The sequence below is a fragment of the Rhodanobacter ginsenosidimutans genome, from assembly GCF_042655685.1.
GTDB lineage: Bacteria > Pseudomonadota > Gammaproteobacteria > Xanthomonadales > Rhodanobacteraceae > Rhodanobacter > Rhodanobacter ginsenosidimutans.
In genome coordinates this window covers 2,172,223-2,198,224 of record NZ_JBHSMM010000001.1, presented here as the reverse complement: position 1 = coordinate 2,198,224, position 26,002 = coordinate 2,172,223, and the positions used below count along the sequence as shown (strand labels likewise).

Here is a 26,002-nt window from a genome sequence, read left to right as displayed (position 1 = left end):
CTGTTGCTGGAATGCAAATCGATGGCTGCGTAAAGTGACATGGCTGCCTCCTGTCGCTGGGCGACGTTGAAACCGTGGTAGTTCCAACGTACCGCCAAGCGCGGGAGGCGGCGACATGAGTCTTCAGGTCTATACATCGAGTCAGGTTCACTTCGTGACTTTGAAGGTGGTGGAGTGATGGACGACGACAAAAAGCTGATTCGCAACAGCACCGCCGAGTTCCTGATCTTTACGGCCCAGGCTGGCGAGAGGAGCATCGAGGCGCGCTACGAAGACGACACCGTCTGGTTGTCGCAAAGGCTGATGGCCGAGCTTTTTGCGGTGGATGTGCGTACCGTGAGCGAACACCTGAAGAACGTCTACGACGCGGAGGAATTGCTGCGCGAAGCAACTATCCGGAAATTCCGGACAGTTCAGGCGGAGGGCGAGCGGCAGGTAGCCCGTAATGTCGATTTCTACAACCTCGACGCGATCATCTCCGTTGGCTACCGGGTCAACTCGGTGCGAGCGACCCAGTTTCGCCAGTGGGCCACCAGCGTGTTGCGCGAGTTCGCCATCAAGGGCTATGTGCTGGACCGAAAGCGCATGGAAAACGGCGCGTTCCTGGGCAAGGACTATTTCGAGCGGCTGCTGGCCGAGGTCCGCGAGATCCGGCTCAGCGAGCGCCGGTTCTACCAGAAGGTCACCGACATCTATGCGACGGCGGTCGACTACAACAAGGACGCGCCGACCACCAAAGCCTTTTTCGCCAAGGTGCAGAACAAACTGCACTTCGCCATCCATGGCCAGACGGCTGCGGAGCTGATCCAGCAACGCGCAGACAGCGGCAAACCGCACATGGGCCTGACCACTTGGGAAAGTGCTCCTGCCGGCAAGATCGTCAGAACCGATGTGGCCGTGGCCAAGAACTACCTGACTTCCGATGAACTCGAAGCCCTGGGGCGCATCGTCAGCGCTTACCTCGACTTGGCCGAAGATCGCGCCCGTCGCCACATTCCGATGACGATGGAAGACTGGGCCACCCGGCTCGATGCGTTCCTCGCATTCACCGAGCGCGACATCCTGCAGGATGCCGGCAAGATTTCCGCCGAGGCCGCCAGGCTGCACGCTCAAAGCGAGTTCGAGAAATACCGGATCGTGCAGGATCGTCTGTTCGAAAGCGACTTCGATCGCGTGATACAACAGTTGGTCAATAAGCAAGACCACGACGAAAACTAGGCTGGGCTCATGGGCTTCTAGAAAAGCACGGCTGGCTGCAGCGACGCCAATCCCGTGCCGGCGGAGACCGGCCGCTCAGGTCTCAAGGCGTTGCTGCAAAATCTGGACCGCTGACCAAAGGGCGCGCCCGCAACTCCTGGTCCACGCTGATTGTCGCACTCGATGCGACAGCGCGAAGCTACTCTGCAAGCCTTGGACCAAAGGCAGGACATGGCCGGAACATTCTTCGAGTACCTGGATGGCTACGTGCGAGTGGCTTATTCACGCGCGTGGAACGGTGACATTTTCATCGATTTCTCATTGTTCGGTGATGCTGTTGTAGCGACACCGTGCGACGACAAGTTCGAGAAGGGCGAGCCTGAGCTCAACATTCAGGAGGATGTTGTCATTCGAACGTGGACATCCTCATCTGTCTCCAGCTTTTTTACCGACTTGGTGCGCTGGCTTGAAGCCGTGGTTTGCGGTGTCCGGGAGTGTGCGTTTGGCTGGGATGGCGAAGGACCGGAGGGCGAGCTGCGATGGGTCTTCGACGGCCGCGACAACGGTTTTTTCGTGCTCGATTGGAGCGGCACCGACAGGTCGCCCGGGCGGGCGTGTCGCGTGCGCCTGGATCAAACACAGATGGTTCGGTCATTTTATGCGTCCTTCCGCGGTTTCGTGGAGTCGGACCGTTACGATCCGCTGGACTACGAGTCCCTTGATACGGGTGAAACGTTGGCGTTGGTGCTGGACGGAGCCGATCCCGGCAGGCTGGCGGATCACGTGGCGATGTTGCCGCGTGAGCAGGCTGAAGCGCTTCTGGCCGAAATGCTGGATCTCGCATATGACCGGAATGCAGGTTATCCGCGCAAGGCTTCGCTGGCGGAGTTCACGCAACGCGCGATGCAACGGCCGCCCGATCGGAGGCAGGGGCGCTGGCTGAGCGACCACTGGGATACGTGGAGCCAGGAGGAGCGTCGACGCGACTTTGCCGAAAACGCTTGCAGGCTCCCGACGAACATCGGCTTCGGTGAAAAGCTGCGCGAGCTGCGCTCGCCGATGGTTGAGCGGTGGATTGCAGAACGAGACGAGTCGTCAGGGCCGGATTCACTCCATGCGGTTGGAAAGTAAGTCGGGCCCGATCTTGCGAATCCGTTGTCGACCCACTCAGTTGAAGTTGCGGAGGGAGAAGATGCACGACAGGATCATTAACAGATTGCGTGAGGTTTACCCGTCGGGTGACGTGGAGGCGCCTGAGCCCGCGGCTTTGGCTGGCAATGATCATCTGATCCCCTTGGCAGCTAGGCTTGAGGGCGTCAGCGCTGCCCATGGCATGCGTTGCGAATCTGATGCTCTGACGGGGCCGAGGAGTTGCACGTGGCGCTTTGCCTTCACCGAAGCCGATGGTCCGAGTCAGCGTGACTGGTGCGGCATCCGGCGGGTTTTCGGAAAGGAGGAAAAGCTTGCATGGATCGCCGGAAACGGCCGATATTTCCCGATCTTGTGGTTGGCCGTGTCGCGGATCGTGCCGACTCGCTGGATGTACTACAACCTGTGGAAACCTCGTGGCGACAGCGGATATCTCGACATTGAGATAGCGCAAGAGCATGCCACGCCCGGGTGGAAATCACTGCATGATGCCCTGCGCACAGCGCTCGACGCGTCGGATATTCCGCATCTGGCTGAGGATGCCATGCGCGAGAACTGTCTGGACCTGTTCGAGGAAGTGTTCGAAGACGAACAGGGCGTCGATTCGCCAGACGAGGTCCCGCCTCGCCGCGTGCCGGTCAGTCTGCATAGCGCGTTGTTTCCGATTGGGGATTGAGCGCAAACGTGTTTGCGCCGTCATTCACCGATCGTACCAAGCTCGCAAACGGCACCGCTGCTTCGATTCACCGTGATGTGCGGCGTGCCTTCCACGCGGCTGGGACTCCGAGAACGGGGCGGAGGTAGTTAAGAACGGGTCAGATTTACTTACCGAGAAAAGGTGTCAGGGACAATTTCTGTTGACTGGCTAAGATGCTGGCATCTTTGACGTAGTCGCCTGGAGGGTGGCCTTCAAGGTTTCACCGCTGGGGCGAATTCCTGCAAATATGTAGGGACAAGGTCGTTGGCAAAGGATGCATCTGCGTGAGCAACCGTTATGACGCCGGTGGGGCTCAGGGCAGCTACGAGCCCGGTTCTGCCGATCAAGTCCTGCAGAACAAGCTGGGCGTGACCGATCCCGACGAGATGGACGAGATCGAATGGTTGCTGCTGGAACAGCTCTACCAGGCGGTGCTGGTAGAGGCGTTGCCTGACCGACGCTTGCAGGTGGCGGACTTGAAGAGCTGGCATCGACGCTGGCTCGGCAATGTGTACGGCTGGGCCGGTGCGGAACGCTCGGTCAACATGGGCAAGGGAGATTTCCATTTTGCCGCGGCAGCGCAGGTTCCCCGTCTGTTGACGGTGTTTGAAAACGAGTGCCTGGCGCGTTTCACGCCTTGCCACGACATCGATGACGCTTCGTTGATTGAAGCGATCGCCATGACCCATGTGGAATTCATCCTGATTCATCCGTTTCGTGAGGGGAACGGACGGCTGTCGCGTCTCTTGGCCGACGTCATGGTGGTGCAGTCGGGGCGCGAGCCACTCGACTACAGCGCGTGGGAGGCAGACAAGGCAGCGTATTTCGGCGCCATTCAAGCCGGCTTGGCAAATGACTACGGGCCGATGCAGCGATTGGTTGGAGCGGCTTTGGTGAACTAGACCTGCGTCAGTTTGCCAATGCGATTCCGCGAAGCTTGGGATTCTTGCCGAGCAAAGACTTTTCGATCTGTCGGATGCTCTTGCCGGTTTCGATCGCGGTGGAGCTCGCTACTGCACGGACGATAGCCTGCTGGCTGGGCGCTTTGGCGGCGCGGAGCGGCTTTCTGTTGGCGAGGGTCGGCTTGGCGGACTTCATGGCATCCATTATACCGGATGGGTCTGTGCGCAATCGGAATTTTATCGAAACCCGGGTCAATTCGGAACGTGCCTTCCCAAGCCAGGCGAGCCGTTCCAGGCTGCGTTAGTCGCCCAATTGGTTACACTTCGCCGACGCATCCAAAGCTTCGGGGAACAGCTTGGGCCTTCAATTCTTCCTGATCGATTTCGAGAATGTCCAGCCGACTGGGATCGGATCGCTGGTGCCGGGGAGCTGCAGGATCATGATGTTTCTTGGTCAGAATCAGTCCAAGGTGCCGGTCGCGCTGTCGCGAGCCCTACAACCGTTCGGTACAGACGTCGAGTATCTGCAGATTTCAGGAAGCGGGCCCAACGCGGTGGACTTTCACATCGCGTTTTACATCGGCAGGCTGGCTGCATCTCACCCGGATGCCAAGTTCACGATCGTGTCGAAGGACACTGGGTTCGACCCATTGGTCAAGCATCTGGCCAGTTTGAAGATTGCTTGCAATCGGTCCGCATCGTTCAGTGGTTCAGTGAAGTCGGCTGGCCCAACGGTAGCGCCTGCGGTCAAGCAGGCAACAGCGAAGGCGGCGGTTGCAGCAAAAGCAAAGCCCGCAAAGAATGTCGTGGTAACGATCTTGCCCGAGGCAAATGGCGGACCCGCAAAGACGCAGCTTGCGGCCGTGCCAAATGAGGCTCGTGTCGCTGAGGTGATCAAGCGTTTGAAGGGGCTGAAAACCGCCAAGCCGGCGACACTGAATACGCTTCGATCGTCGCTGAAGTCCTGGTTCAAACCTGCATTGAAGCCGGATGAAGTCGTCTCCATCGTTGAGGCTCTTCAAGGCTCAAGGAAGATCGGTGTGAACGGTACCAAGGTGACCTATACGCTGTGAGGGGGTAGGGCAAGCCAGATCGGAACAAGGAAACCCTGTCACCCTGCGGAACGTGCCGTATCCGCGATTGCGTCGACCGCCACCCATGCCCGATGCTGCGCCAGTCGCAGCGTGGACTGCCGGGGGCAATTCGATGACCGATCATGTTGCGGAGGCCGCAGGCCTCGATTCGCCTGCAGCGCGTGTGTTGCCGCGGCGGCATGTGGTCGCGGTGGCGTTGGGCAATGCGCTGGAGTTCTATGACTTCATCACCTACGCCTTTTCGCCGCGCAGATCGGGCGTACGTTTTTCCCCTCGGATCGACCCGGGATCAGCCTGCTGGCTTCGCTGGCGACGTTTGGTGCGGGCTTTCTGACCCGTCCGTTGGGCGCGTGGGTGATCGGGCGGATGGGCGACCGGCGCGGGCGCAAGCCGGCGATGTTGCTGTCGTTCGGATTGATCGGCATCGCGGTGATCGGGTTGCCGCTGACGCCTTCGTATGAGGCCATCGGGTTGTGGGCACCGGCGTTGGTGGTGGGGTTCCGGTTGCTGCAGGGGTTTGCGCTGGGTGGGGAGGTGGGGCCGAGTACGGCGTTTCTGATGGAGGCGGCGCCGCTGATGCGTCGTGGCTTCTATATCTCGATGCAGGCGATGAGTGCGGATGCGGCGGTGCTGGTGGCGGGGTTGGTGGGCGTGCTGCTGGCACACTGGCTCAGCCCGGCGGCGCTGGATGCGTGGGGCTGGCGCGTGGCGCTGGGGCTGGGCGCGGTGATCGTGCCGTTCGGCTGGTTCATGCGACGCAGCCTGGTGGAGACGCTGGATGTTGCCGCCACTCGGGCCGCGACTGCGGCACCATCATCCGGCCCGCGAATGCCCGGCTATCGACGCGTGGCCCTGCTGGGCTTGGCGATGCTGGCGGCCGCGACCACCACCAATTACGTGCTCGACTACATGACCACCTACGCCAGCGTCACGCTGGGCATGCCCGAGCGCCTGGCGCTGGGTGCCACGGTGATGGTGGGTTTGTGCGGGCTGGTGTGCGATCCGCTCAGTGGCTGGCTGTCCGACCGCATCGGCCGCAAGCCGGTGATGGTGGTGCCGTGGGTGGTGTTGCTGCTGGCGATCTTTCCCGCGTTCTGGTTGCTGGGGCGCGAGCGTTCCAGCGTCGCGCTGTTCGGCATTACGGCGGTGCTGACGATCGCCTCGACCTTGTCCACCGGCACCGTGCTGGTGGCTGTGACCGAATCGTTGCCGGCCCACGTGCGCTCCGGCGGGTTGGGGATGATCTATGCGGTGGCGATCTCGGTGTTCGGCGGCTCCACCCAGTTCGTGGTGGCATGGCTCACGCAGCTGACCGGCAGTGCGCTGGCGCCGGCCTGGTACATGATCGGTGCGGTGGCAGTGGGTTTGCTGGCCATCACGCAGATGCCGGAGACGGCGCCGGTAAAGCGCGTGCGGGAAGCGCCGATGGCAGTGGCCGAAGCAGCACCATTGGCGTAGGCGCGAACCAGTGAACGTAGCGCTTCGCGGTGAAAACTACCCGGCCAGCCTGCTGCACCGGCGCGTGTCTCAGGCGGGCAGCGCGTCTACCGGCACGGCCAGACCGCGCTTGACCGCGTGCAGCGCCACACGCGTGCGGAAGCGTTTCACGTTGGCGTTGGCGGTGACGAGGCGTCGCATCAGCGCGTCGTAATCGTCCACGTCCCGCGCAGTCACGACCAGCACATGGTCGTCATCGCCGGTGCGGCGAAGAACGACAGCAGCCCGCCCGAAACGATGAATGTTCGCGCTCAATCCACTGGCAAAGTGCCGGTGTTGATCGACGACGACGCGCCGCCATTGTTCGACTTCAGCGTGTCTGCGAATACCTGGAAGACCTGGGCAACGGCGCGAAACGGATTCCATCCGAACACAGTGCGCGCTTTCGGACCATGGCCGACGGCCCTGGCAACAGGCATGGCGACGCTGGCATCGCTGCGCGCCTGGCGGCGCTGTGTCCGATGTCCGCAGGGGAAGTGTCCGCGGACGGCTATTCATTTTCGACGATGGGCGAAAACAGCGTGGCAGCGCGGTTTTCAAGGCGTATTGGCGTTGGCACGACGTTTGCCATATCGAGCCTGAAAGCTTCATTCCTCATTCGATGGAGAGCCGCCATGAACCTCAATCGCGAAACCATGCTGTTGCAGAGCCTGTTCGGCGCCTGCGTCCTGATTTGCACGATGACCCTCGGCAGCATGCTGCTGATGTAGGCGGTCGATCGCGCGTCATACCGGCTACACGCCGGCGTGGGCCGGACTCGTCCGTCCCGTTTCACAGCCGTGGCCAAACCCCTGGTGCGCCCGTGCTTTTTTCTCCCCCACAAACCTAGGACATGATCCATGAACAACATTCTTTCGTTCCGTTCTGCCTTGCATCGCATCGCCCGTGGTCTGGCTTCGGCCGGTGTGGTTGGTGCGTGCGCCGTGGCCGGTATCTCGACCGCCAGCGCACAGGCCACGGCAGGCAAAGTGTTCGGCAAGGCGCCGGCGGGCTACAGCATCACGGTGCACAGCGATACGACGGGTATCGGCCGCACGGTAAAGGCGGATGCGGACGGCCGCTACTCCGCGGCTCAACTGCAGCCCGGCAGGTACACGGTCACGCTGAAGCAGGATGATCAGCCTGTGGCCAAGCATCTCAACGTACCGGTGACGGTGGGCCGCGGCATCGAAGTGGATTTCAAGTGCGGCGAGATCAAGTGCGACGAGCCTGTCGCCACGAAGTGAGTCCTGGCGTACCAAGGTGCGCCTGGTGACGAGGAGAGGCCCGGGAGCCGCCGGGCCTCTTTTCACTGGCATGGACTGTTGGGATGGGCGCCGTGGAAAATCGAGCGACCTCGCGCGCGAGCATGCGCGCGGGTTTGCCGCGCAGCTCAGTGCAGCTGCACTTCCACCATCGCCTGCGGCGCCTGATAGACATCGGGGAACAGCTCTTTCAGGTGCCGGACCATCGGCGCATCGTTGTACATGATGTACAGATTGTCCGGGTGCCGTTCGGCGTAATGCTGGTGATAGGCCTCGGCGCGATAGAAGTGCTTCAGCGGCACCACCTGGGTGACGATGGGCGCGGCATACGACTTGGCCGCGGTCAGCTGCGCGATGTAGTCGGTAGCGATCTTCTTCTGTTCGGGGCTGTTGTAGAAAATGACCGAACGGTATTGCGTGCCGCTGTCCGGGCCTTGCCGATTCAATTCGGTGGGGTCGAAGGCCACAGAGAAGAACACCTGCAGTAGCTGGCCGTAGGTGATCTGGCTGGGGTCGTATTTCACCTGCACCGATTCGGCGTGGCCGGTGCCGCCTCCACTGACGATGTTGTAACGGGCCGTGTCGGCGCTGCCGCCGGCGTAGCCTGCGGTGACCTGGCGCACGCCCTTGACGTGCTCGAACACCGAGGACACACCCCAGAAACAGCCACCGGCGATGACCGCGGTCGCCTCACCGGGCGCGGTGGTCTTGCTGGCGTCGACCGTGGGAGCCGGTCGGCGGGTAGCGGTGATGGCGGCGGAAGCGCTCTGGCACGCGCTGAGGGCAAGCATTACGGCGGCGGCAAAAGGAGCCAGTCGAAAAGCAGTGCGACGAATCATGGTGAACCTCGCTGGCGGGGAGTCAGGCGGCGGCTCCGGGCAGAGCACCTCCGTTACCTGTCATTCGTCGCGGCGGTCGCGGTGGTTACGCGTGCTTCGGGGAGCCTCGTCGAACGCCTCGCCTTGGCTATTGGTTGCGCGGCGGGATAGGCTGCGGATTCCTTCGTTTCCTGTTTGCACATGACCACGACACCGCTGCAATGGGGCATCCTGTCCGCCGGGCACATCGCCCGGAAATTCGCCACCGATCTTCAATCCTCCCGCAACAATCGCCTCGTGGCCGTGGCGTCGCGGCATGAAGCCGATGCCGCGGCCTTTGCCAATGAGTTCGATGGTGTCCGCGCCCACGGCAGCTATGCAGCGCTGCTGGCCGACCCCGAGGTGCAGGCCGTCTACATTGGCACGCTGCATCCCTGGCATGCCGAGTGGGCGATCGAGGCCACGCGCGCGGGCAAGCATGTGCTCTGCGAAAAGCCGCTGGCGCTGAACCTGACCGATGCCCAGCGCATGATCGCGGCCGCGCGCGAACACGGCGTGTTGCTGATGGAAGCCTTCATGTACCGGTTCCATCCGCAAACGCTGAAAATCGTGGAGCTGGTGCGGGCAGGGCACGTGGGTGAAGTGCGGGTGATCCGCGCGTCGTTCAATTTTACCGCCGACTTCGATCCGGGCCATCGCCTGTTCAACAAGGGCCTCGGTGGCGGCGCGATTCTCGATGTCGGTTGCTATCCGATGTCGTTCGCACGACTCATCGCCGGCCAGGCCAGCGGGCGGACTTTCGCCAACCCGACGGCCCTCCATGGGGTGGGTCGGATTCACTCCGTTGCGCAAACCGATGAGTTTGCTTCCGCCGTGGCGAGCTTTCCCGGCGGCGTGCTGGCCGAACTTTCCTGCGGCACCACGATCCTCGACGACCAGTCCGCGCAGATCTACGGCACCGACGGCTGGATCGATGTACCCACCCCGTTCCTGCCCGGGCGGGGCGGCCACGACGAGGTGATCTGGCTGCATAAGCGGGGCAACACCACGCCGGAGAAAATCGCCATCGACCACCTTGCCCATGGTCTCTACACCTACGAAGCCGACGCGGTCGCCCAGGCTGTCGCGAGCGGTGCCACCGAAGTCCCGGCGATGACGTGGGACGACACGCTCGGCAATATCGCCGCCCTTGATACGTGGCGCCGGGCGGTCGGGATGCGTTACGAGGGTGAGTGAAAGAAGCCTTGGCGGGGCTAGATGAAGTCGGCCACGGCCAGCAGCGCCAGGCTGCGCGCCACCTTGTAACGCTGGCGCACGCAATGCATCAGCAGGCGTTTGGCAAAACGGCGGTGGTGCGTGTGCAGCAGGCACCGGGCCATCCAGTATTGCGCGTCGTTGAGAGCGTCTTTGTGCAGATTCGCATAGGCGGCCAAACGCGCGGGAAAACGTCGCGCCAGCGTTCGCAGAATGTACACGTGACGTCGCGGCATGGCGGTGGCGGGGCGGGCCCTGGATATCTGGTCCCCTCGCCCGGCATCGCGCCGGAAACCGTCATAGTCGATATAGCCGCCGACACCTTGCAGGCACATCCGGGCGAAGAATTCCCAGTCGTTGTAGAACCGGAAGTGCTCGGTGAACGGCCCGGCGCGCACGATGGCGTCGCGGCGAATAATCAGGCCGCTCAGCAAAAACAGATCGCCGCGGATGATCGCCGGGAAGTAATCGCCGTAGAGCAGGGTGGCGTGGCGTTGCGGGCCATCCAGGGTCAATGACCGGTGGACGAGCGGGGCGCTGTGGAAGCCGGCATGCGACCAGCCGGGCGCGTCTTCCGACACCACACGTGAGATCAGGGGATGAGTCGGTGAAGGCAGGGTGCTGCCCTCGACGCTGAGAAAGGCCAGCTCCGGGTGTTCCGCAAAGATCTGTTCGACCACCGTCAGCGTGTGCGCCAACCACAGATCGTCAGAGTCCAGAAAGCAGACGAGCTCACCGCACGAAGCCCTGAAGCCGGTGTTGCGCGCGGCGTTGGTGTATTCGCGCGCAGTGGTGATGACGCGAACGCTGTCGTTGGCGGCATAGCGTTGATGGATGGCATCAGCCAGGCCATCGGTGGACCCATCGTCGACAACGATGATCTCGATGCGGCGTGGGTGATGCTGTTCGAGTATCGAGTTGACGGCGCGCAGCGTGAGTTCGCGGCGGTTGTGGGTCGGGATGATGACGCTCAACCAGCATGATGGCGCCTCTGCGCTCTCGACGGTGGTGGGCTCGGACGTCATGTGCGTCGTCATCGTAGGTACCTGGTTGGAATTCGACGCGTCACTGCCGATTGGCACGCGCCGGCGACCTGTAGAACGCGAAGGTTCGTGAGCAGCGCCCGTTTACGCTTGGTCGCACCCGGAGACCGGAGAGCGGCATCCGCCGATTTTTCTCTCCGTCATGTGAAGCTTCAGGTACGGCCGTCGTCGGATCGTACATCGCAAAATGTGTTTGTTCGCGCAGACTTAAGCTCTAGAACGACGTGGCCGAACGACATATGGCGGCCGCTGTGAGACGGTCTGGTGGATCACCACAAAATGGATGCGCCCCGGTCCACGGACCGTCCGTGAGCGCGGCAGGCACGAGATGCAACGAATCGGCGAGAATGCCGTTCGCGACTTTTTTTCAGGAAAGGAGAGAGACGTAAATGAAAACCCGGATACTGGGAAACACCGGCTTTGCCGTCAGCGAAGTCGGCCTTGGCTGCTGGCAGTTTGGTGGCGATTTCGGCCCCATCAACGAAGCCACCGTCGACGGGATCATCGACGCTGCGCAGGAAACAGGTATCAATTTCTTCGACACCGCCGATGTGTACGGCGATGGGGCGAGCGAGCGTTTTCTGGGTGAGCGGCTGGCGGCGAGCAAGCCGCGCCCATTCATCGCCACCAAATACGGCCGCGCCGCGGATACTTATCCGAACGGCTACTCGCTCACCAGTCTGCGCGACCGGATCAGGACCGCGCAGGATCGGCTGCGTTGCGACAGCGTCGACTTGCTGCAACTGCATTGCGTGCCGCTGGCGCTGCTGCAGCGTGGCGAGATCTTCGACTGGCTGCGTACCGTGCAGCAGGAAAAGCTGATCAAGTTCTTCGGTGCCAGCGTCGAGACGGTGGAAGAGGGCCTGGTCTGCGCGCAGCACGACGACGTCAGCTCACTGCAGGTCATCTTCAACGTGTTCCGGCAGAAGTTGCTGGACGAGCTGTTGCCCAAGGCGCAGGAAAAGAACATCGGCATCATCGTGCGGCTTCCGCTGGCCAGCGGCATGCTGAGCGGCAAGTACAACAGCAACACCCGCTTTGCCAGCACGGATCACCGCAACTACAACAAGGACGGTCAGGCGTTCAGCGTGGGCGAAACCTTTGCGGGTATCCCGTTCGAGAAAGGTGTCGAGCTTGCCGATGCGATCACGGCGAAGACGCCCGAGGGTTACACCACGGCGCAAATGGCCATGCGCTGGATCCTCGACCATCCCGCCGTCACCACGATCATCCCCGGCGCCAGCCGCGCCGAGCAGGTGCGCGAAAACGCCAAGGTCAGCGCGTTGCCGTCACTGCCGCAGACCTTGCATGACGACCTGGCCGCGTTCTACCGCAACGAGGTGGCGCAGCATATTCGCGGCGCTTATTGATCGGGAAGCCGGTGCTGTCGGCTTGAATGCGCATCTTCAAGCCGACGCCGCCTTGGCCTCGATGTAGGCACGCAAGCGCTGCGCATCTTTCGCCTTTACCGGGTTGAACACGATCATCCCCAGGTCCGATCGCCCGTCGACGCCAAAGGCGGAGAACTCGAGTTCCAGCAGACCCAGCTCCGCATGGCGCAGGCGTTTCACGCCTTCGCCATAGGCGTGGACGTCGTTGGCCAGCCACAGTTTTTCGAATTCGGGACTGAGCCGGGACATCTCGTCCACGAACCGGTCGATTTCCGCGCCCGCACCGGCGCGGGTCGCGTCCGCACGAAAGGCGCCCACGACGAAGCGGGCCACCCGTTGCCAGTCCGGCTGTGCGGCGCGTACCCGTGAATCGGAAAAGAGCAGGCGCAGGATATTGCGCTCCGACGGAGGCAGTTTGCTGTAGTCGGTAAGCACCGCCGCCGCGGCGCGGTTCCAGGCAACCACATCCCACAGCGCGGTCTTGACGATCGCCGGGCTCGCCTCCAGCGCGTTCAGCACGCGTTGCAGGCGTGGCGTCACGCCCTCGGTGGCCTTGTAGCGAACCCCGGGCGGATGACCGAGGCCGAGCATGAAGAGATGCTCGCGTTCGGACTCGGTCAGCATCAACCCGTCCGCGATGCGGCCCAGCACCTCGGCCGACGGTGCGCCGCCGCGCCCCTGTTCCAGCCACGTGTACCAGGTGGGGCTGATGTTGGCGCGCTGGGCGACCTCTTCCCGGCGCAGGCCCGGCGTGCGCCGACGTCCGCCCGCGAAGCCGAAGGTCGCCGGGTCGAGGCGGGTGCGGCGATCCTTCAGATAGGTGCCGAGATGATTGGCGGTGGTCGCGGGCATGGGCGTTCCTGTTGGTTTTTATACCAGGATAATGCAACTACTTTACCCGTATGTTTTGGGGCATAGGATCGTTTCGACAACCCAACAAGAGACGATTCCCATGCGTATTTTTCTCACCGGCGCCACCGGGTTCATTGGCTCGAGAATCGTGCCGGAACTGCTGGCGGCCGGTCATCAGGTGGTGGGCATGACCCGCTCGGAAGCGGGCGCCAAGGCACTCGTTGCCGCGGGCGCGGAACCGCATTTCGGGCTGCTGGAGGACCTGGACAGCCTGCGGCGTGGTGCGGCGGACGCCGACGCGGTGATCCATACCGCGTTCGATCACGATTTCGCCCATTTCGTGGCCAACTGCGAAAAGGACGCGCGGGTGATCAAGGCGCTGGGTTCGGCGTTGGCGGGATCCTCGCGACCCCTGTTGCTGACATCGGGCACGGGTGCGGGAAGCTCGGCGGCGGGCCAGCCTGCAATGGAGGACGTCTTCAACCCGGAGCATCCCAACCCGCGCATGGCAACGGAACTGGCCGGTGCGGAAATGCTGGCCGCCGGCGTGGCCGTGTCGGTGATGCGGCTGCCGCAGGTGCACGACACCGTTCGCCAGGGCCTCGTCAGTCCGCTGATCGACATCGCCCGCGAGAAGGGCGTGTCGGCTTACGTTGGCGAGGGACTGAACCGCTGGCCCGCCGCGCATGTGCTCGATGTGGCCAGGCTGTATCGGCTGGCGATCGAGAAGTGCAAACCCGGCGAGCGCTATCACGCCGTCGATGAGGAGGGCGTTTGCGTTCGCGACATTGCGCAGGTGATTGGCGCGGGCCTGGATGTGCCGGTCAAATCGATCGACGCCAGTGAGGCGCCGGATCATTTCGGCTGGCTGGGTGGCTTCGTGGGCCTCGATCTGTCCGCGTCGAGCGCATGGACGCGGCGCGTGCTGGACTGGCATCCGACCGGGCCGAGCCTGATGGACGACCTCAAGCACATGGATTATTCGCGTCGGGACTGAGCGGACGCAGCAACGCAGTCCTCATCCGCGCGCCAGCCACTTCGTTCGAGAAAGCTGGCCGCGTTGTCGTTGTTGACGTTGAGGATGTCCTGGATCGCGCGCGGCTTGTCGCTGGCCTGCGCGTAGTAGGCGCGCGCGATGCGGTAACCCACCCAGTAGCCGAGGTCGCCCGGCGCTTGGGGTGTGCCGGGGCCGTTGTACAGCCAGTGGGACATGTCGGTATCCATGGCGTGCGTCTGGAAATCGCGTTCGATGCGGCACGCCTTGTCCTGCGTCCAGCGCTTCAGGTGGACATTCAGGACTTCGCCCGAGGTCAGCTCGCCGATGAATTCGGCGCCGCCTTCCACCAGCGAGGCAAACAGCACGGTGGCATTGGCTGGCGGAGCCACCTGTGCCGCCGGCTGCTGCACGTGCACGTATTCGTGGGCGATCAGGTGCACCAGCCGCTGGGTGATGTCGGGGGTCAGCCAGTTCGATCGACAGATCACTTCGAGGCCGATGGTGACGCCGTTCGAGGTGGTGGTGCCGCCGGTGTTGTTGCGGCCGATGACGATCGTCACCGGTGGAAACGTCGCCTGCGGATCGAGCTTGGTCAACTCGAAAAACACCTGTCGCAGCTGATCGCGCGCTGCCGGAAGCATCGGTACGCAGCGGCGTGCGTCGCGAAAATCCTGCGGTGATTTGGCGATGGCATCCGCCAGTTTTTGGGCGGAGGAAATCCGCGCCGTCACGAATTGCTGCAGGCCCGGTGACCCGGCGTCGAGGTAACCCGCCTGGAGCGCCGCGGCCGAGGGTTTGCCGTCGGCCTTGTCGTAGACCGCATAAAAGCGCGCGACATCGTCGATGCGCACGACGGGTTGTCGCGAGGTGATCGAGGGTGGTTCGGGTTGGGTCGCGGCGTGTGCGAAGGTGCTGAACAGCACGAGCAGGAGCATGAGAATCGATCGGCGCACGTGGGGTCCTGGTGGCGTGGATTTATTCGCGTGCATGTTATCCGCAATAAATCGTCCTACCTGATTCCTTCCCCCGCTGCGCGGGGGACGGTGCCGAAGGCGGAAGGGGGCGCGCGGCATAGCCGCGCTGTTGCTTTCCGCACCGGCCAAAAGCGCCCTCATCCGCCCTCCGGGCACCTTCTCCCGCGCAGCGGGAGAAGGAACAGCTCACGCTCAATACGGGTGCTGCCGATAAAACAACTCAAGCTGGCGATACACCTTCGGTAGATGCTGGCGCAGCGCTGCGGGCGTTTCGAAGAACTGCTCGCTGGCTACCGCGAAGAATTCGGCCGGGTTTTCCAGGGCATACGGGTCGATCGGCAACTCGGCGCCGTTGCGGTGCGCATCCTTCAGGCGATCCCAGGCGTTGGAGAAAACCTTCCACCACACGCGGTGGTCCATTCGCCGGTGCATCGGCGGAAAGCCGTTGGCGTCGCCATTGAGCATGTCGAGTTTGTGCGCCATTTCGTGGATGACCACGTTGTGGCCGGGCGTCTCCCCGATGTGCAGCACGTCCTCCCACGACAGGATCACCGGGCCGCGGCCCCACGCCTCGCCCGACAACACGGCATCGGACTGGTGGACCACGCCCGCGTCGTCCATATGCGAGTGGCGCGGGATGAAGGCGGCGGGGTACACGATGACGCTGTGCCAGCCGTCGTACCAGTCCAGGCCCAGCTTCAGGATGGGCAGGCATGCGTGCGTTGCCAGCAGCACGCGATCAGCGTCGTCCAGTTCAACCCCTTCGACCGGCTCGATGGATTTGCGGTGCAGAAACAGCGTGGCCAGCACGCGCAGCGTTGCCTGATCGGAAGCGCCCAACCGACGTGCCGGCGCACAGCGCTGCAGCGCCTTGCGCCAGAGGTCTTCGGCAATCGGATGCTGCGCGACGACGCGCCGCTCGCGCCAGTTTCGGATGAGCTTGAACATGGATGCTGCCAACGTGTTCGATCAGACACTCATGGCTTCGGTGCCGCGCTTTTGCAAGCCCGTGCACCGATCGCCGCACCCTGACACCTGCGTCGAGGATGAAGCCGTGTGTGGTGGTGGAAACGCGATGCGGAGAATCCGCCTCGGGATGCGTGGCTGGTGCCTCTGCAGCCGATGGTCAGCCGCCCGTGGCGCCGCCTCGCATCCCCCGCATGAAACATGTGGTGAACCGGCTCAGGTCGAGTGGTTCACTGCGTGATGCTAGATCACGCGAAATGCCTGCTGTCGCGCAAGACCATTGCGGTAGACGGGACGGCTGGCGTAGGTGCCCGTGGTGTAGCTGCTGTCGCGCATGCGTGAGCGACGGTGTGGGCGGTGGATGAAAAAGCCCTCGGGCAGATGGACTGCGCGATTGACGGGTGAATCAGAGGTCGTGCCAGACCGCTTGGCCCGTGGGCTACGGTAGAACAGTGACATGATTGAAGTTTTGATTTTGTGCCTCCTTTTTTTCCTTTGTTTACAGTTATTTGCAGCGCGATTGTAGCATGTCTGGCGGGCCGGGGCCCGGTTGCTTCGGGGCGAAACCACGCGGTGCGACAAAAGGCCCCGCATACGCGCGTGTCAGGCCTGTGTGGCGCGGCGTCGAAAAGCGCGCAGCAAGCCGGCGACGGCGAAGAACAACCACACCGCCAGGCTCACATACACGCCCGCGTCCGGGATGATCTGCAGGAAATCCAGCTGCAGCGCCTGCGCCAGTTCATACGTGGCCACGGTGTACATACCCACCGGAAAAACGATGTCCCAGTCGTCCGCTTCATAGCGCAGCGGCACGTGCCGCCAGGCGTATCGCCAACCTTCCAGAAGCAGCAGCAACGGTATCCACCAGGTGGCGGTCGCCCAGAAGAACAGCGTGAAACCTTTCACGAACGGCAACAGCTGCGCCAGCGAACTTGATGCAGGAATGTGCCGCACCAACAGGGTGCCGGCCAGCGCGGTGATCGCCAGCGCACCCATGTTGATCCAGTACGGCGGGGTGAAATCGCGGGCACGCAAGGGGAAAAACACCAGGCGATACACCACCAGCGTGATGATCAGCAGGTATAGCGCCGCGCCCAGCAGGTACAGGCACAGCGCCGTGAACAACCATGCCGGGCTGAGCGGCGACACGCTGGCCGTGCGCAGCACCAGCAACACGGCCAGCGCCTGCGTTGCCACCACGGCCACCAGCCAGCCGCCGTTGATGCTGCGGGTAAAGCCGGGCTTGATGCGCGCGGTGATGGTGGCGGCGAGGAACAGGTAGACCAGGCCGATCCAGCTCAATGCGCCGACCGCCAGCAAACCATCGGCAAGCCGGGGCAGGGACACCACCAACAGGCATTGGCTGCCGAGCACGCAGGTACCCGCCGCCAAGGTAAGAAAACCCGCACCCCGGCCGGGGCTCACGAAATCGGCCAGCAGCTCGCGCGGAAAGTGCAGCAGGCGCAGCACGCTCATCGCCAGCAGCACGACATACGCCAGCAGATTCAGGCCGAACAGCGCCTGCGCCAGCGCGGGCATGCCGTGCTGGCTGACGTCGATCGACACGATGCCGGTGGCCATCACCAGCGCGAAGCAGCCGGGATTCAGATGGCGGATTCGCGAGCGCACGAACATCGACAACGCGTTCGGATGCATGGGCTTCTATGCCGTGGGGGCCGGGGCAGGCCGGTCGGGAAAGCGGCATCCACGATGCCACGGTCTTCTTCAACGTGGCGCGATGGAGAACGCCTGGTTTCACGTTGCCCATGATCCGTCATGGCATGGTAACGTTATCTACCATGATCGCGGCGGAAAGTGGTTGGGCTGGGCCGTCCGGCGATTGCGCAAGCGCTGCTACCTTTTGCAGGCTCCTGATCGGGCCGACGCCGACTTTTCTGGGGAACGTTCCATGTCTTTCTTCCTGCGATTCCTGTGGCTGGTTGTCCTTGGCGGCTGCATCGTGCCGGCCGCGCTGGCCGCTGACGGAACGGTGGTTTTCCAGCAGCCCGGTTTTCCCGCGGCCGATACGTCGCCGGTGCCCACCGCGGCGCTGGCGGCAGGATTTCCCGACGCACGCATGGTGAACGCGGCACAGCTCGAGGCGGCGCTCGGCTCGGCGCAGACGAAGCTGCTCGTGCTGCCTTATGGCTCGACCTATCCCGAGGCGGCGTGGCCGTCCATCCTGCGTTACCTCGACCGCGGTGGAAACCTGATCGTGCTGGGCGGCAAGCCGTTCACGCGGGCGGCTTATCGCGACGGCAACAAGTGGCGGTTGCGCGAGTCCAGCGTGGCGGCGTCGCTGGAGCTTTTCATCCAGGGTTGGCAGCCCACGCCCGGTTCGCAGGCGCTGCAGTTCGAGCCGAATGCGGATGTGGCTCCGGCGCTGCCAGCGTTCGGCTGGAAGCAGGCGTGGAGTCCGGTGATCCGCCTTTCGGTGGTGATGGACCCCAAGGACACGGCGGCCAACAACGGCAGTGAGGATGCCTTTCTGACCACGCTGGCCTGGGGCGCGCGCGATGGTCACAAGCTGGCGGCGCCGGCGTTGTTGGTCGATCACGTGCAGCATCGTTTCGTGGGCGGGCGCTGGATCTTCCTGGCCTGCGATCCGGACGGTGATGCCTTCGCCAACTCCCACTTGCTGCAGCGACTGCAGGCGCTGGCGTTGCGGCAGGATGACCGCTTCACGTTCCGCCCGCGCATGCCGCTGTTCGTGCAGGGTGAAGCGCTGCAATTCCAGTTCGAGCCGGCGCGTGGAGCCACGGTAGAGGCCGGCGATACGCTCAAGGTCAGCGTGCACGCGGACACCGGCGCGGCCCAGCACTACAGCTTCAAGGCCGATCCCACGCAGCCCGTGACCTTGCCGAAACAGGCGGCCGAAGGCGCGGGCCTGCATGTGGTCGAGGCCACGCTGGAGCGCAACGGTGCGCCGGTGTGGACGTATCGTTCGGGCTTCTGGATGCGCGACCTGGCATATCTGCGCAGCGGCCCGAAGCTCACCGTCAACGGCGATTATTTCCAGCTCGACGACAAGCCGTTGCCGGTGGTCGGCACCACCTACATGGCGGGCGATGTCGATCGCGACTATCTGCGCAAACCCAATGTGTGGGTGTGGGATCGGGACCTGAAACAGATCCGCGCCGGTGGATTGAACATGATCCGCACGGGCATCTGGTCGGCCTGGAACCGGTTGGTGAACCCGGACAAGTCGGCCAGCGAGGCGACCCTGCGCGCGGTCGAGGCGATGTTGATGACGGCGCGGCGAAATGACCTTCCCGTGCAGTTCAACCTGTTCGCGTTTCTTCCCGAGACGTTCGGCGCCGGCAATGCCTATCTCGATCCGGCCGCGCTGGCCATGCAGGATCGCTTCGTCCATTCGCTGGTGCAGCGCTTCCACGACGTGCCGTTTCTGCTGTGGGACCTGATCAACGAACCCAGCGCCAACACCAACTTGTGGAAGACGCTGCCGCAAGGTGATGCATTGGAGCAGCAGGCGTGGCGACGCTGGCTGAAGCAGCGTTATCCCGATCAGGCCGCGCTGCTGGCGGCGTGGTCGGAGCCGTCGTTCGGCAAGGGGCGGGCGCTGCAGTCGAAACCGGACGTGGCGCCGCCCGAGGCAGCTGCCGCCGATCCGTTCGCCTTGCCCGTCGCCGGTGCATTCGATCCGGATGGCGTGCGCGCCGGCGCCAATCCGCTGAAGGTCTACGACTATTACCTGTTCACCCAGTCCGTCTTCAACGACTGGGTGAAACACATGCGCGCCACGCTCCGCGACGCTGGCTCCAATCAGTTGGTGGTTGTGGGTCAGGAGGAGGGCGGCGTGGCGACGCGCTTGTCGCCAGCGTTTTTCTCGCCGCTGGTGGATTTCACCACCACGCATCTGTGGTGGGATTTCGACAGCGCGTTGTGGGCGGGCCTGTCGGCGAAATTGCCGGGCCAGCCAATGCTGATCCAGGAACTGGGTGAGCAGCGGCGGTTGGATCAGCGCGACCGGCTGCGCTTTTCTCCGCAGATCGAGGGCTGGCAACTCGAACGCAAGATGGCGATCTCGTTCGCCCAGGGCGCGGGCGGCATCGAGTGGGTGTGGAACGTCAACGCCCGCATGGCCAACGACAACGAGACACCGATCGGCGCGATCCGCGTGGACGGCACCGAGAAGCCCGAGGCACGGGTGCTGGCCGGGTTCGCCCGTTTTGTGGCGGCAAGTCCTGCGAGCTTCACCCGCATCGAAGCGCCGGCCGTCACCATGGTGACCTCGCAGTCGCTGCTCTACAGCGGCATGCGCGACCTGGCCATGGCCACCCAGAAAAAATCGCTGCGCGCCTTGGCCTACGACACCCACACGCCTGCGCGGTTGCTGCCCGAGAATCGGCTGGCCGAACTCGGCCAGCCGAAACTGGTGATCCTGCCGGCGGCGCAGGCACTGACCGACGACGCATGGCAACACCTGCTCGACTACGTGGCCGACGGTGGCTGTCTGCTGGTGTCCGGGCCGGTGCAGCGCAACGAGCACTGGCAGGCGGTCGACCGGCTGGCCCCGTTGAAGCTCAAGGCGGACGTGTTCCCCATCGCGGTACGGCAATCCACGCTGAGCTTGCCGAGTCGCGAGCATCCGTTGCAGCTCAGCTATCCGGCCAGCGTGCAGCAGGCTCCGATTGAAAGCATGCGGTTCGACGACAGCGCCTCGCTGAAGGTCGTGCGCCACGGCAAGGGCAAGCTGATCTGGGTGGCCGATCCGGTGGCGTTCGCCGAAGGCTACGACACGCAGGCGGCGCTGTATGCGTGGGCGCTGGCGCAGGCCGGCGTCGCTCCCGCATTCACCCAACTGCAGTCGCTGTCGCCGGGCGTGCTGGCGTTCCCCACCGTGCTCGACGACGCCGTGCTGTACAGCTTTGCCTCCGATTCGCTGCAGGACCAGACCGTCGACATCAAGGACACCGTCACCGGCGCGAGGATCCATTTCACCCTCGGCGCGCAGCGTGGCGCGATGGTCTTGCTCGATCGGGCGAGCGGGGCGGTGCTAGCTTCCTACAACGCGGGGATGCAAGAGCCTGCCGCAGCGAAGTAGTGCGCGTCGGATGAGCAGCTTGTTCGCGGCGGATGCTGGCGTCGCCGCTGCTCATCGCTACGTCTGGCACGGGAAGCTTGCGGGCGACACCATGTAACCTTGTCGACGGCGGCCGATCCCTGCCGCCGTCACCTTGTGCCCGAACCGTCCCCATGCCTCCGCTCCATCGTCTGCCTGTCTTGCAGGCACGCCATGCTCACGGGTCCGATGCTTTCGTTCGTCGGCGGCGTTCGCCGTGCGTTCGCGGCGCGGCTTTCATCGGGTTGAACGGCGGCCACGCGCCCATGGAGTTGTCAGGCACGCAATGAACCGCATGTTCCACTCGTTGAGGAATTACAACTACCGGCTGTGGGCCGCTGGCGCGCTGGTGTCCAACGTGGGCACCTGGATGCAGCGCATCGGGCAGGACTGGCTGGTGCTTACCGTGCTTACCCAGCACAACGCCACGGCAGTGGGTACGGTGATGGCGTTGCAGTTCGGGCCGCCCCTGTTGCTGTTGCCGCTGTCCGGTTTCGCCGCCGACCACATGGACCGGCGCAAGCTGCTGATGCTCACCCAGGGCGCGGCCGGCCTGCTGGCGCTGGGTCTCGGGCTTGTCACCCTCACCGGCGTGGTGCAGCTGTGGCATGTGTATGGCTTTGCATTGTTGCTCGGTTGCGTGACGGCGTTCGACGCGCCTGCGCGGCAGGCGTTCGTATCGGATCTGGTCAGCGACGACGACCTGGCCAATGCGGTGGCGCTGAACTCGGCCTCGTTCAACGCGGCACGCATGCTCGGCCCCGCCGTGGCGGGCGTGTTGATCGCCGCGGTGGGCGAGGGCTGGCTGTTCGTGATCAATGCGGGCTCCTACGGTGCCGTGCTGATCTCGCTGGGGTTTCTTCGCCTGCACGAGTTGCTGGTCGAGCCGCGGCCACCGCGCACGCGCGGCAGCCTGCTGGCCGGCTTTCGCTACGTGGGCCAGCGTCCCGACCTGATCGCGGTGCTGGTGATGCTTTTGCTGCTGGGCACGTTCGGTTTCAACTTCGCCATCTTCATCTCGACCATGTCGGTCACCGTGTTCCATGGCGATGCCGGCCAGTACGGCTTGCTGACCTCGGCGATGGCGGCGGGCACCATGTGCGGCGCCTTGTTTTCCGCCAGCCGCCCGTTCCCCGGCATGGTGTTGATGGCGGTGTCCGCGGGTGCGTTCGGCATCGCCGTGGCGGTGGCGGCAATGATGCCCAGCCCGTTGCTGTTCGCGATCGTGCTGTTCTTCGTGGGCCTGGCCGCACTCACCTTCATGACCGCCAGCAACTCGATGATGCAGCTCACCACCGAGCGCACCATGCGCGGCCGGGTGCTGGCGCTGCGCATCGCCGTGGTGATGGGGGGCACGCCAATCGGGGCGCCGCTGGTGGGTTGGGTGGTCGACCGTTTCGGTGCGCGCTGGGCGTTGGGTGTCGGTGCGCTGGCGGGGTTGGCGGCGGCCGCGGTAGCCATCACCTATCTGGTCCGACATCGGCGCTTGCGCTTTTCGATGGCGGGCGGGCGCCCGCGTTTGAGCATCCATCCGACACCGGCGGATGTGACCGCCGTTCGCGTGGCGGCAGGCGAACGCGTGACCTGAGCGCTGTGCCGGCGCGTTGGCCTTCCCGGTCCATGCCCTTACAGTAGGGGGCGGTTTTCAGTGTGACGGAAGGGCTTGATGGGTGATTTGAAGGCTTTGTTGGCACCGGCGTGGGTGCATACCGTGCTGGGTGGCGTGGCGCTGCTGGCGGTGGCCTGGTTGGTGGCGTGGCTGGTGCGTCATGTGCTCGTGCGGGTGATGACGACGGTGAGTCGGCGCACGGCCTGGCACTGGGATGACGCACTGCTAAAGCGCGGCGTTTTCCGCCGGCTGGCGCAGGTGGCGCCAATGCTGGTCCTGCATCGCGGCATCGGCTGGGTACCGGGCGTCCCCGTGCTGGTGGATACCCTGGTGTCGACGCTGACGATGGCGCTGGTCGCGCTGTATGTGGTGCTGGCGCTCAACGCCGCGCTGTCGGCGCTGGAGGATCTGTACCAGGCCAGCCCGCGCGGGCGCGAGCGCTCGATCAAGGGCTACGTGCAACTGGTCAAGATCTTCGTGTGGCTGATCGGCGGCATCGTGATCATCGCGGTGCTGGTGGATCGCTCGGCACTGTCGCTGCTGGCCGGGTTGGGTGCGGTGTCGGCGGTGCTGCTGCTGATTTTCAAGGACACCATCATGTCGGTGGTGGCCAGCATCCAGCTGAGCTCCAACGACATGCTGAAAGTGGGCGACTGGATTTCGTTGCCGGACGACAACGTGGACGGCGACGTGGTGGAGATCGCCCTGCATACGATCAAGGTGGTCAACTGGGACAAGACCATCAGCACCGTGCCCACCTGGCACCTGATCTCCAAGTCGTACCGCAATTACCGCCACATGTACGCCACCGGGCGACGGATACGGCGGGCGCTCAACATCGACCTGACCAGCGTGCGGTTCCTGAAACCCGAGGAGATCGAGCACCTGAGCCAGTTCAAGTTGATGGACGGCTATTTCGAGCGCAAGCAGGAGGAAATCGCGCAGTGGAATGCCGCCGAGGGCGAGGCGGGCAAGTTGCCCATCAACCAGCGCCGACTCAGCAACATCGGCAGTTTCCGCGCTTACATGCAGGCCTATGTGCTGGCCCATCCCGGGGTGAACACCGACCTGTTCTGGGCGGTACGGCAACTGGACCCCGGCCCCACCGGCCTGCCGCTGCAGATCTACGGTTACACGGTGGATACCGGCTTTGTGGCGCACAACAACGTGCAGGGCGACATCTTCGATCACCTGATCGCGATCCTGCCAGAGTTCGGCTTGTCGCTGTTCCAGCAGCCGACCGGCGCGGACATGCGCGCCGGCCTGCATCGCGTCGACGCGGAAGGTGCGACCGTCACGGCGTAGCGATAACGGATGCCTGCGCGTCAGGTGAAGCCGGATTCGTCTCCCGCCTATGCGCCGGGACCGTCGTGCAGCCCGGCGAGGAGGCGCTCGCGCAACCAGCGGTGGGCGGGATCGTCGTGCACGCGCGGATGCCAGGCCATCGCGTAGTCGAAGGCGTCGAGCGCAAAGGGCAGGGGATCGATGCGCAGCGAAAAACCCAGGCTGCGCAGGAACGCGCTGGGCAAGGTGGCCACGGCGTCGGAGCTGGCCACCATGCTGGCCGCCTGCGTATACGTGGCCACCGTCATGGCCACGCGGCGTTGCTGCTGCAGGTTGGCCAGCGCATCGTCGATGATGCTGGAGAACTGGCCGGCGGGTGAGATCAGCACGTGCGGGCGCGACGTATAGACGGCCATGTCCATGGGCGCCGGATCGTCATGCCGGCGGGCCACACAGAAGTCGTCGCGAAGCAGCAGCCGTTGCTTCAACGAGGGCGCCACCATGCGCGCTGCCCCGAGGTAGAGATCCACGTCGCCGCGCTCCATGCGCGGCGCCATGTTGGCGTAATCGGGCGCGATGCAGCGCAGACGGATTCCCGGCGCCTCCCGCAACACCGCCTGCGCCAGCGGCCGTACCAGCGCCGAAAAGGCATTGTCGTTGGCGGCGATGGTGAAGGTGCGGGCATCGTGCTGCGGGTCGAACGCGTTCGCTGTGATGGCACTGTTCAAGCTTTGCAGCGCGGCGCGAAGCGGCGCCTGCAAGGCCTCGGCGCGTGGCGTCAGGACCATGCCACGACCATTGCCCGACGGAATCAGCAACGGATCGCCGAACCATTCCCGCAATCGCGCAAGCTGGCTGCTCATCGCCGACTGGCTGAGGTTCAGACGGTTGGCGGCGCGGCTGACGTGCTGCTCGTCGAGCAATACGTCCAGCGACAACAGCAGGCCGATATCGGCGCGTTTCATATCCATGGGTTGGATACCGGGTATGCAAGCGGGGCGCTAACGCTCATCGCGCGCGGGGCCCCATCGTAGTGCACTCCCTCTCTCGGATGCCGCCATGACGACCGAAAGCACGATCTATCGCGTGGGCAACGCCCACATCACCCGCATCACCGACCGCCTGCTCACCACGCTGCCCGGCCCGAAGGTTTTTCCCGACTGGAGCGAATCCGCCGTCGTCCCGTGGCGCGACGCCATGCACCCGGAAATGCTCGCCGATGACGACCAGACCCTGATCATGAGCGTGCACAGCTGGCTGATCCGCATCGACGGTTTGGTCGTGCTGGTCGATACCGGCATCGGCAACGGCAAGTCGCGGCCATTCAACCGTGTCTTCGACCAGCTCAATACCGGCTACCTGCAGCGGCTGGCCAACGCGGGCGTGCGCCCGGAGGATGTCGACCTGGTGCTGCTCACACACCTGCATGTGGATCACGTCGGCTGGAATACGCGCCTCGTCGATGGCCGCTGGCAGCCGACGTTTCCGAACGCGCGCTATGTCTACGCGCAGGCGGAAGAGGATTTCTACGCCACGCCGGCCGCCGCACCGCGCCGCATGATCTTCGACGACAGCGTGCAGCCGCTCATCGACGCGGGGCTGGTGCAACGCCTGGGCGATCGTGGTGGAGAGATCGAGGCGGGTTTCCGCTTTCATCCCACGCCGGGCCACAGCGTGGGCCACATGTCGATCAGCCTGACCTCCGGTGGCGAGAGCGCACTGTTCGGTGGCGACGTGATGCACCACCCGCTGCAACTTCACCATCCCCACTGGAACTCCGTGTTCTGCGCCGATGGCGAGCAGGCGCGCCGATCGCGCGCATGGGTGCTGGATGCCATCCGCGACGGCAGCCTGTATTTCAGCTCGCATTTCCCCGGCACGTCGGTGGTGCGGGCGGATACACATGTCGAAGGTGGTTGGGCGTTTGTCTGATCGCGATGTTTCATCGCAG

General features: G+C 63.9%; 25 protein-coding genes. 16 read left to right on the top strand and 9 right to left on the bottom strand.

The features are described 5' to 3' along the window. Window positions 1–177: 177 nt before the first annotated feature. The 4 genes from ACFPK0_RS09750 (at window position 178) to ACFPK0_RS09735 (ending at window position 3,945) form a co-directional block, all read left to right on the top strand. On the top strand, window positions 178–1,218 hold the full coding sequence (locus tag ACFPK0_RS09750; RefSeq protein WP_377340170.1) for a virulence RhuM family protein: 1,041 nt from the start codon (window positions 178–180) through the stop codon (window positions 1,216–1,218). Window positions 1,219–1,428: 210 nt separating this feature from the next. After that, window positions 1,429–2,328, top strand: a complete 900-nt coding sequence (locus ACFPK0_RS09745) for a hypothetical protein (RefSeq protein ID WP_377340167.1) — start codon at window positions 1,429–1,431, stop codon at window positions 2,326–2,328. Window positions 2,329–2,389: 61 nt separating this feature from the next. Beyond that, on the top strand, window positions 2,390–3,022 hold the full coding sequence (locus ACFPK0_RS09740; protein ID WP_377340165.1) for a hypothetical protein: 633 nt from the start codon (window positions 2,390–2,392) through the stop codon (window positions 3,020–3,022). A gap of 305 nt (window positions 3,023–3,327) precedes the next feature. Then, window positions 3,328–3,945: a Fic/DOC family protein gene (locus ACFPK0_RS09735; RefSeq protein WP_377340163.1), complete on the top strand. Its 618-nt coding sequence runs from the start codon at window positions 3,328–3,330 to the stop codon at window positions 3,943–3,945. Window positions 3,946–3,952: 7 nt separating this feature from the next. Here ACFPK0_RS09735 and ACFPK0_RS09730 read toward each other — a convergent pair whose 3' ends face one another. Next, on the bottom strand, window positions 3,953–4,141 hold the full coding sequence (locus ACFPK0_RS09730; protein ID WP_377340161.1) for a hypothetical protein: 189 nt from the start codon (window positions 4,139–4,141) through the stop codon (window positions 3,953–3,955). A 160-nt stretch (window positions 4,142–4,301) separates the two neighbouring features. Here ACFPK0_RS09730 and ACFPK0_RS09725 point away from each other — a divergent pair, with 160 nt between their 5' ends. The 3 genes from ACFPK0_RS09725 (at window position 4,302) to ACFPK0_RS09715 (ending at window position 6,497) form a co-directional block, all read left to right on the top strand. Further along, window positions 4,302–5,018 carry a PIN domain-containing protein gene (locus ACFPK0_RS09725; protein WP_377340159.1) on the top strand — a complete coding sequence of 239 codons (717 nt, stop codon included), beginning with the start codon at window positions 4,302–4,304 and terminating at the stop codon, window positions 5,016–5,018. 133 nt (window positions 5,019–5,151) lie between these two features. Next, window positions 5,152–5,373: a hypothetical protein gene (locus ACFPK0_RS09720; RefSeq protein WP_377340157.1), complete on the top strand. Its 222-nt coding sequence runs from the start codon at window positions 5,152–5,154 to the stop codon at window positions 5,371–5,373. Window positions 5,374–5,381: 8 nt separating this feature from the next. Continuing rightward, window positions 5,382–6,497, top strand: coding sequence for an MFS transporter (locus ACFPK0_RS09715; RefSeq protein ID WP_377340155.1), 1,116 nt, complete (start codon window positions 5,382–5,384; stop codon window positions 6,495–6,497). Between the two features lie 69 nt (window positions 6,498–6,566). On the opposite strand, the gene ACFPK0_RS09710 is transcribed toward ACFPK0_RS09715, so the two are convergent. Then, complete coding sequence (locus ACFPK0_RS09710) at window positions 6,567–6,902, bottom strand: Lrp/AsnC ligand binding domain-containing protein (RefSeq protein WP_377340153.1); 336 nt, start codon at window positions 6,900–6,902, stop codon at window positions 6,567–6,569. A gap of 26 nt (window positions 6,903–6,928) precedes the next feature. Between ACFPK0_RS09710 and ACFPK0_RS09705 the strand changes: the two genes are divergently transcribed. Together ACFPK0_RS09705 and ACFPK0_RS09700 are read left to right on the top strand one after the other, a co-directional pair. Continuing rightward, complete coding sequence (locus ACFPK0_RS09705; protein WP_162247395.1) at window positions 6,929–7,246, top strand: hypothetical protein; 318 nt, start codon at window positions 6,929–6,931, stop codon at window positions 7,244–7,246. Between the two features lie 129 nt (window positions 7,247–7,375). Continuing rightward, window positions 7,376–7,762, top strand: a complete 387-nt coding sequence (locus ACFPK0_RS09700; RefSeq protein WP_056603226.1) for a carboxypeptidase-like regulatory domain-containing protein — start codon at window positions 7,376–7,378, stop codon at window positions 7,760–7,762. A gap of 146 nt (window positions 7,763–7,908) precedes the next feature. Here ACFPK0_RS09700 and msrA read toward each other — a convergent pair whose 3' ends face one another. Next, window positions 7,909–8,619 carry a peptide-methionine (S)-S-oxide reductase MsrA gene (gene msrA, locus ACFPK0_RS09695; protein ID WP_377340150.1) on the bottom strand — a complete coding sequence of 237 codons (711 nt, stop codon included), beginning with the start codon at window positions 8,617–8,619 and terminating at the stop codon, window positions 7,909–7,911. 180 nt (window positions 8,620–8,799) lie between these two features. On the opposite strand from msrA, the gene ACFPK0_RS09690 reads away from it, so the two are divergent. After that, complete coding sequence (locus tag ACFPK0_RS09690) at window positions 8,800–9,834, top strand: Gfo/Idh/MocA family protein (protein ID WP_377340148.1); 1,035 nt, start codon at window positions 8,800–8,802, stop codon at window positions 9,832–9,834. Between the two features lie 17 nt (window positions 9,835–9,851). On the opposite strand, the gene ACFPK0_RS09685 is transcribed toward ACFPK0_RS09690, so the two are convergent. Beyond that, a complete protein-coding gene (locus ACFPK0_RS09685; RefSeq protein ID WP_377340145.1) occupies window positions 9,852–10,889 on the bottom strand; it encodes a glycosyltransferase family 2 protein in 1,038 nt (345 codons plus the stop codon). A 395-nt stretch (window positions 10,890–11,284) separates the two neighbouring features. On the opposite strand from ACFPK0_RS09685, the gene ACFPK0_RS09680 reads away from it, so the two are divergent. Next, window positions 11,285–12,265 (top strand): aldo/keto reductase, encoded by a 981-nt coding sequence (locus ACFPK0_RS09680; RefSeq protein ID WP_377340143.1) that lies wholly within the window; start codon window positions 11,285–11,287, stop codon window positions 12,263–12,265. A gap of 36 nt (window positions 12,266–12,301) precedes the next feature. Here ACFPK0_RS09680 and ACFPK0_RS09675 read toward each other — a convergent pair whose 3' ends face one another. Beyond that, the gene (locus ACFPK0_RS09675) at window positions 12,302–13,138 is read right to left on the bottom strand and encodes a helix-turn-helix transcriptional regulator (RefSeq protein WP_377340141.1); all 837 of its coding nucleotides are present in this window, start codon (window positions 13,136–13,138) and stop codon (window positions 12,302–12,304) included. 100 nt (window positions 13,139–13,238) lie between these two features. Here ACFPK0_RS09675 and ACFPK0_RS09670 point away from each other — a divergent pair, with 100 nt between their 5' ends. After that, window positions 13,239–14,135 (top strand): SDR family oxidoreductase, encoded by an 897-nt coding sequence (locus ACFPK0_RS09670; RefSeq protein WP_377340139.1) that lies wholly within the window; start codon window positions 13,239–13,241, stop codon window positions 14,133–14,135. On the opposite strand, the gene ACFPK0_RS09665 is transcribed toward ACFPK0_RS09670, so the two are convergent. The 3 genes from ACFPK0_RS09665 to ACFPK0_RS09655 all read right to left on the bottom strand — a co-directional run bounded on the left by ACFPK0_RS09665 (window position 14,117) and on the right by ACFPK0_RS09655 (window position 17,731). Continuing rightward, window positions 14,117–15,070, bottom strand: a complete 954-nt coding sequence (locus ACFPK0_RS09665; RefSeq protein ID WP_377340137.1) for a DUF2268 domain-containing putative Zn-dependent protease — start codon at window positions 15,068–15,070, stop codon at window positions 14,117–14,119. The two genes, ACFPK0_RS09670 and ACFPK0_RS09665, sit on opposite strands and share 19 nt — an antisense overlap. A 231-nt stretch (window positions 15,071–15,301) precedes the next feature. Continuing rightward, entirely contained in the window at window positions 15,302–16,057 is a 756-nt protein-coding gene (locus ACFPK0_RS09660) for a M90 family metallopeptidase (protein ID WP_056078674.1), read from the bottom strand. A 621-nt stretch (window positions 16,058–16,678) separates the two neighbouring features. After that, window positions 16,679–17,731: a tellurite resistance/C4-dicarboxylate transporter family protein gene (locus ACFPK0_RS09655; RefSeq protein WP_377340134.1), complete on the bottom strand. Its 1,053-nt coding sequence runs from the start codon at window positions 17,729–17,731 to the stop codon at window positions 16,679–16,681. A gap of 253 nt (window positions 17,732–17,984) precedes the next feature. Here ACFPK0_RS09655 and ACFPK0_RS09650 point away from each other — a divergent pair, with 253 nt between their 5' ends. The 3 genes from ACFPK0_RS09650 to ACFPK0_RS09640 all read left to right on the top strand — a co-directional run bounded on the left by ACFPK0_RS09650 (window position 17,985) and on the right by ACFPK0_RS09640 (window position 24,072). Continuing rightward, a complete protein-coding gene (locus ACFPK0_RS09650) occupies window positions 17,985–21,140 on the top strand; it encodes a cellulase family glycosylhydrolase (protein ID WP_377340132.1) in 3,156 nt (1,051 codons plus the stop codon). A gap of 304 nt (window positions 21,141–21,444) precedes the next feature. After that, window positions 21,445–22,746, top strand: coding sequence for an MFS transporter (locus ACFPK0_RS09645; RefSeq protein ID WP_377340130.1), 1,302 nt, complete (start codon window positions 21,445–21,447; stop codon window positions 22,744–22,746). 78 nt (window positions 22,747–22,824) lie between these two features. Beyond that, a complete protein-coding gene (locus ACFPK0_RS09640) occupies window positions 22,825–24,072 on the top strand; it encodes a mechanosensitive ion channel family protein (protein WP_377340128.1) in 1,248 nt (415 codons plus the stop codon). Window positions 24,073–24,119: 47 nt separating this feature from the next. Here the strand turns inward: ACFPK0_RS09640 and ACFPK0_RS09635 are convergent, their stop codons facing one another. Beyond that, window positions 24,120–25,022 (bottom strand): LysR family transcriptional regulator, encoded by a 903-nt coding sequence (locus tag ACFPK0_RS09635; RefSeq protein ID WP_377340125.1) that lies wholly within the window; start codon window positions 25,020–25,022, stop codon window positions 24,120–24,122. Between the two features lie 88 nt (window positions 25,023–25,110). Here ACFPK0_RS09635 and ACFPK0_RS09630 point away from each other — a divergent pair, with 88 nt between their 5' ends. After that, complete coding sequence (locus tag ACFPK0_RS09630; RefSeq protein ID WP_377340123.1) at window positions 25,111–25,983, top strand: MBL fold metallo-hydrolase; 873 nt, start codon at window positions 25,111–25,113, stop codon at window positions 25,981–25,983. Window positions 25,984–26,002 lie beyond the last annotated feature (19 nt).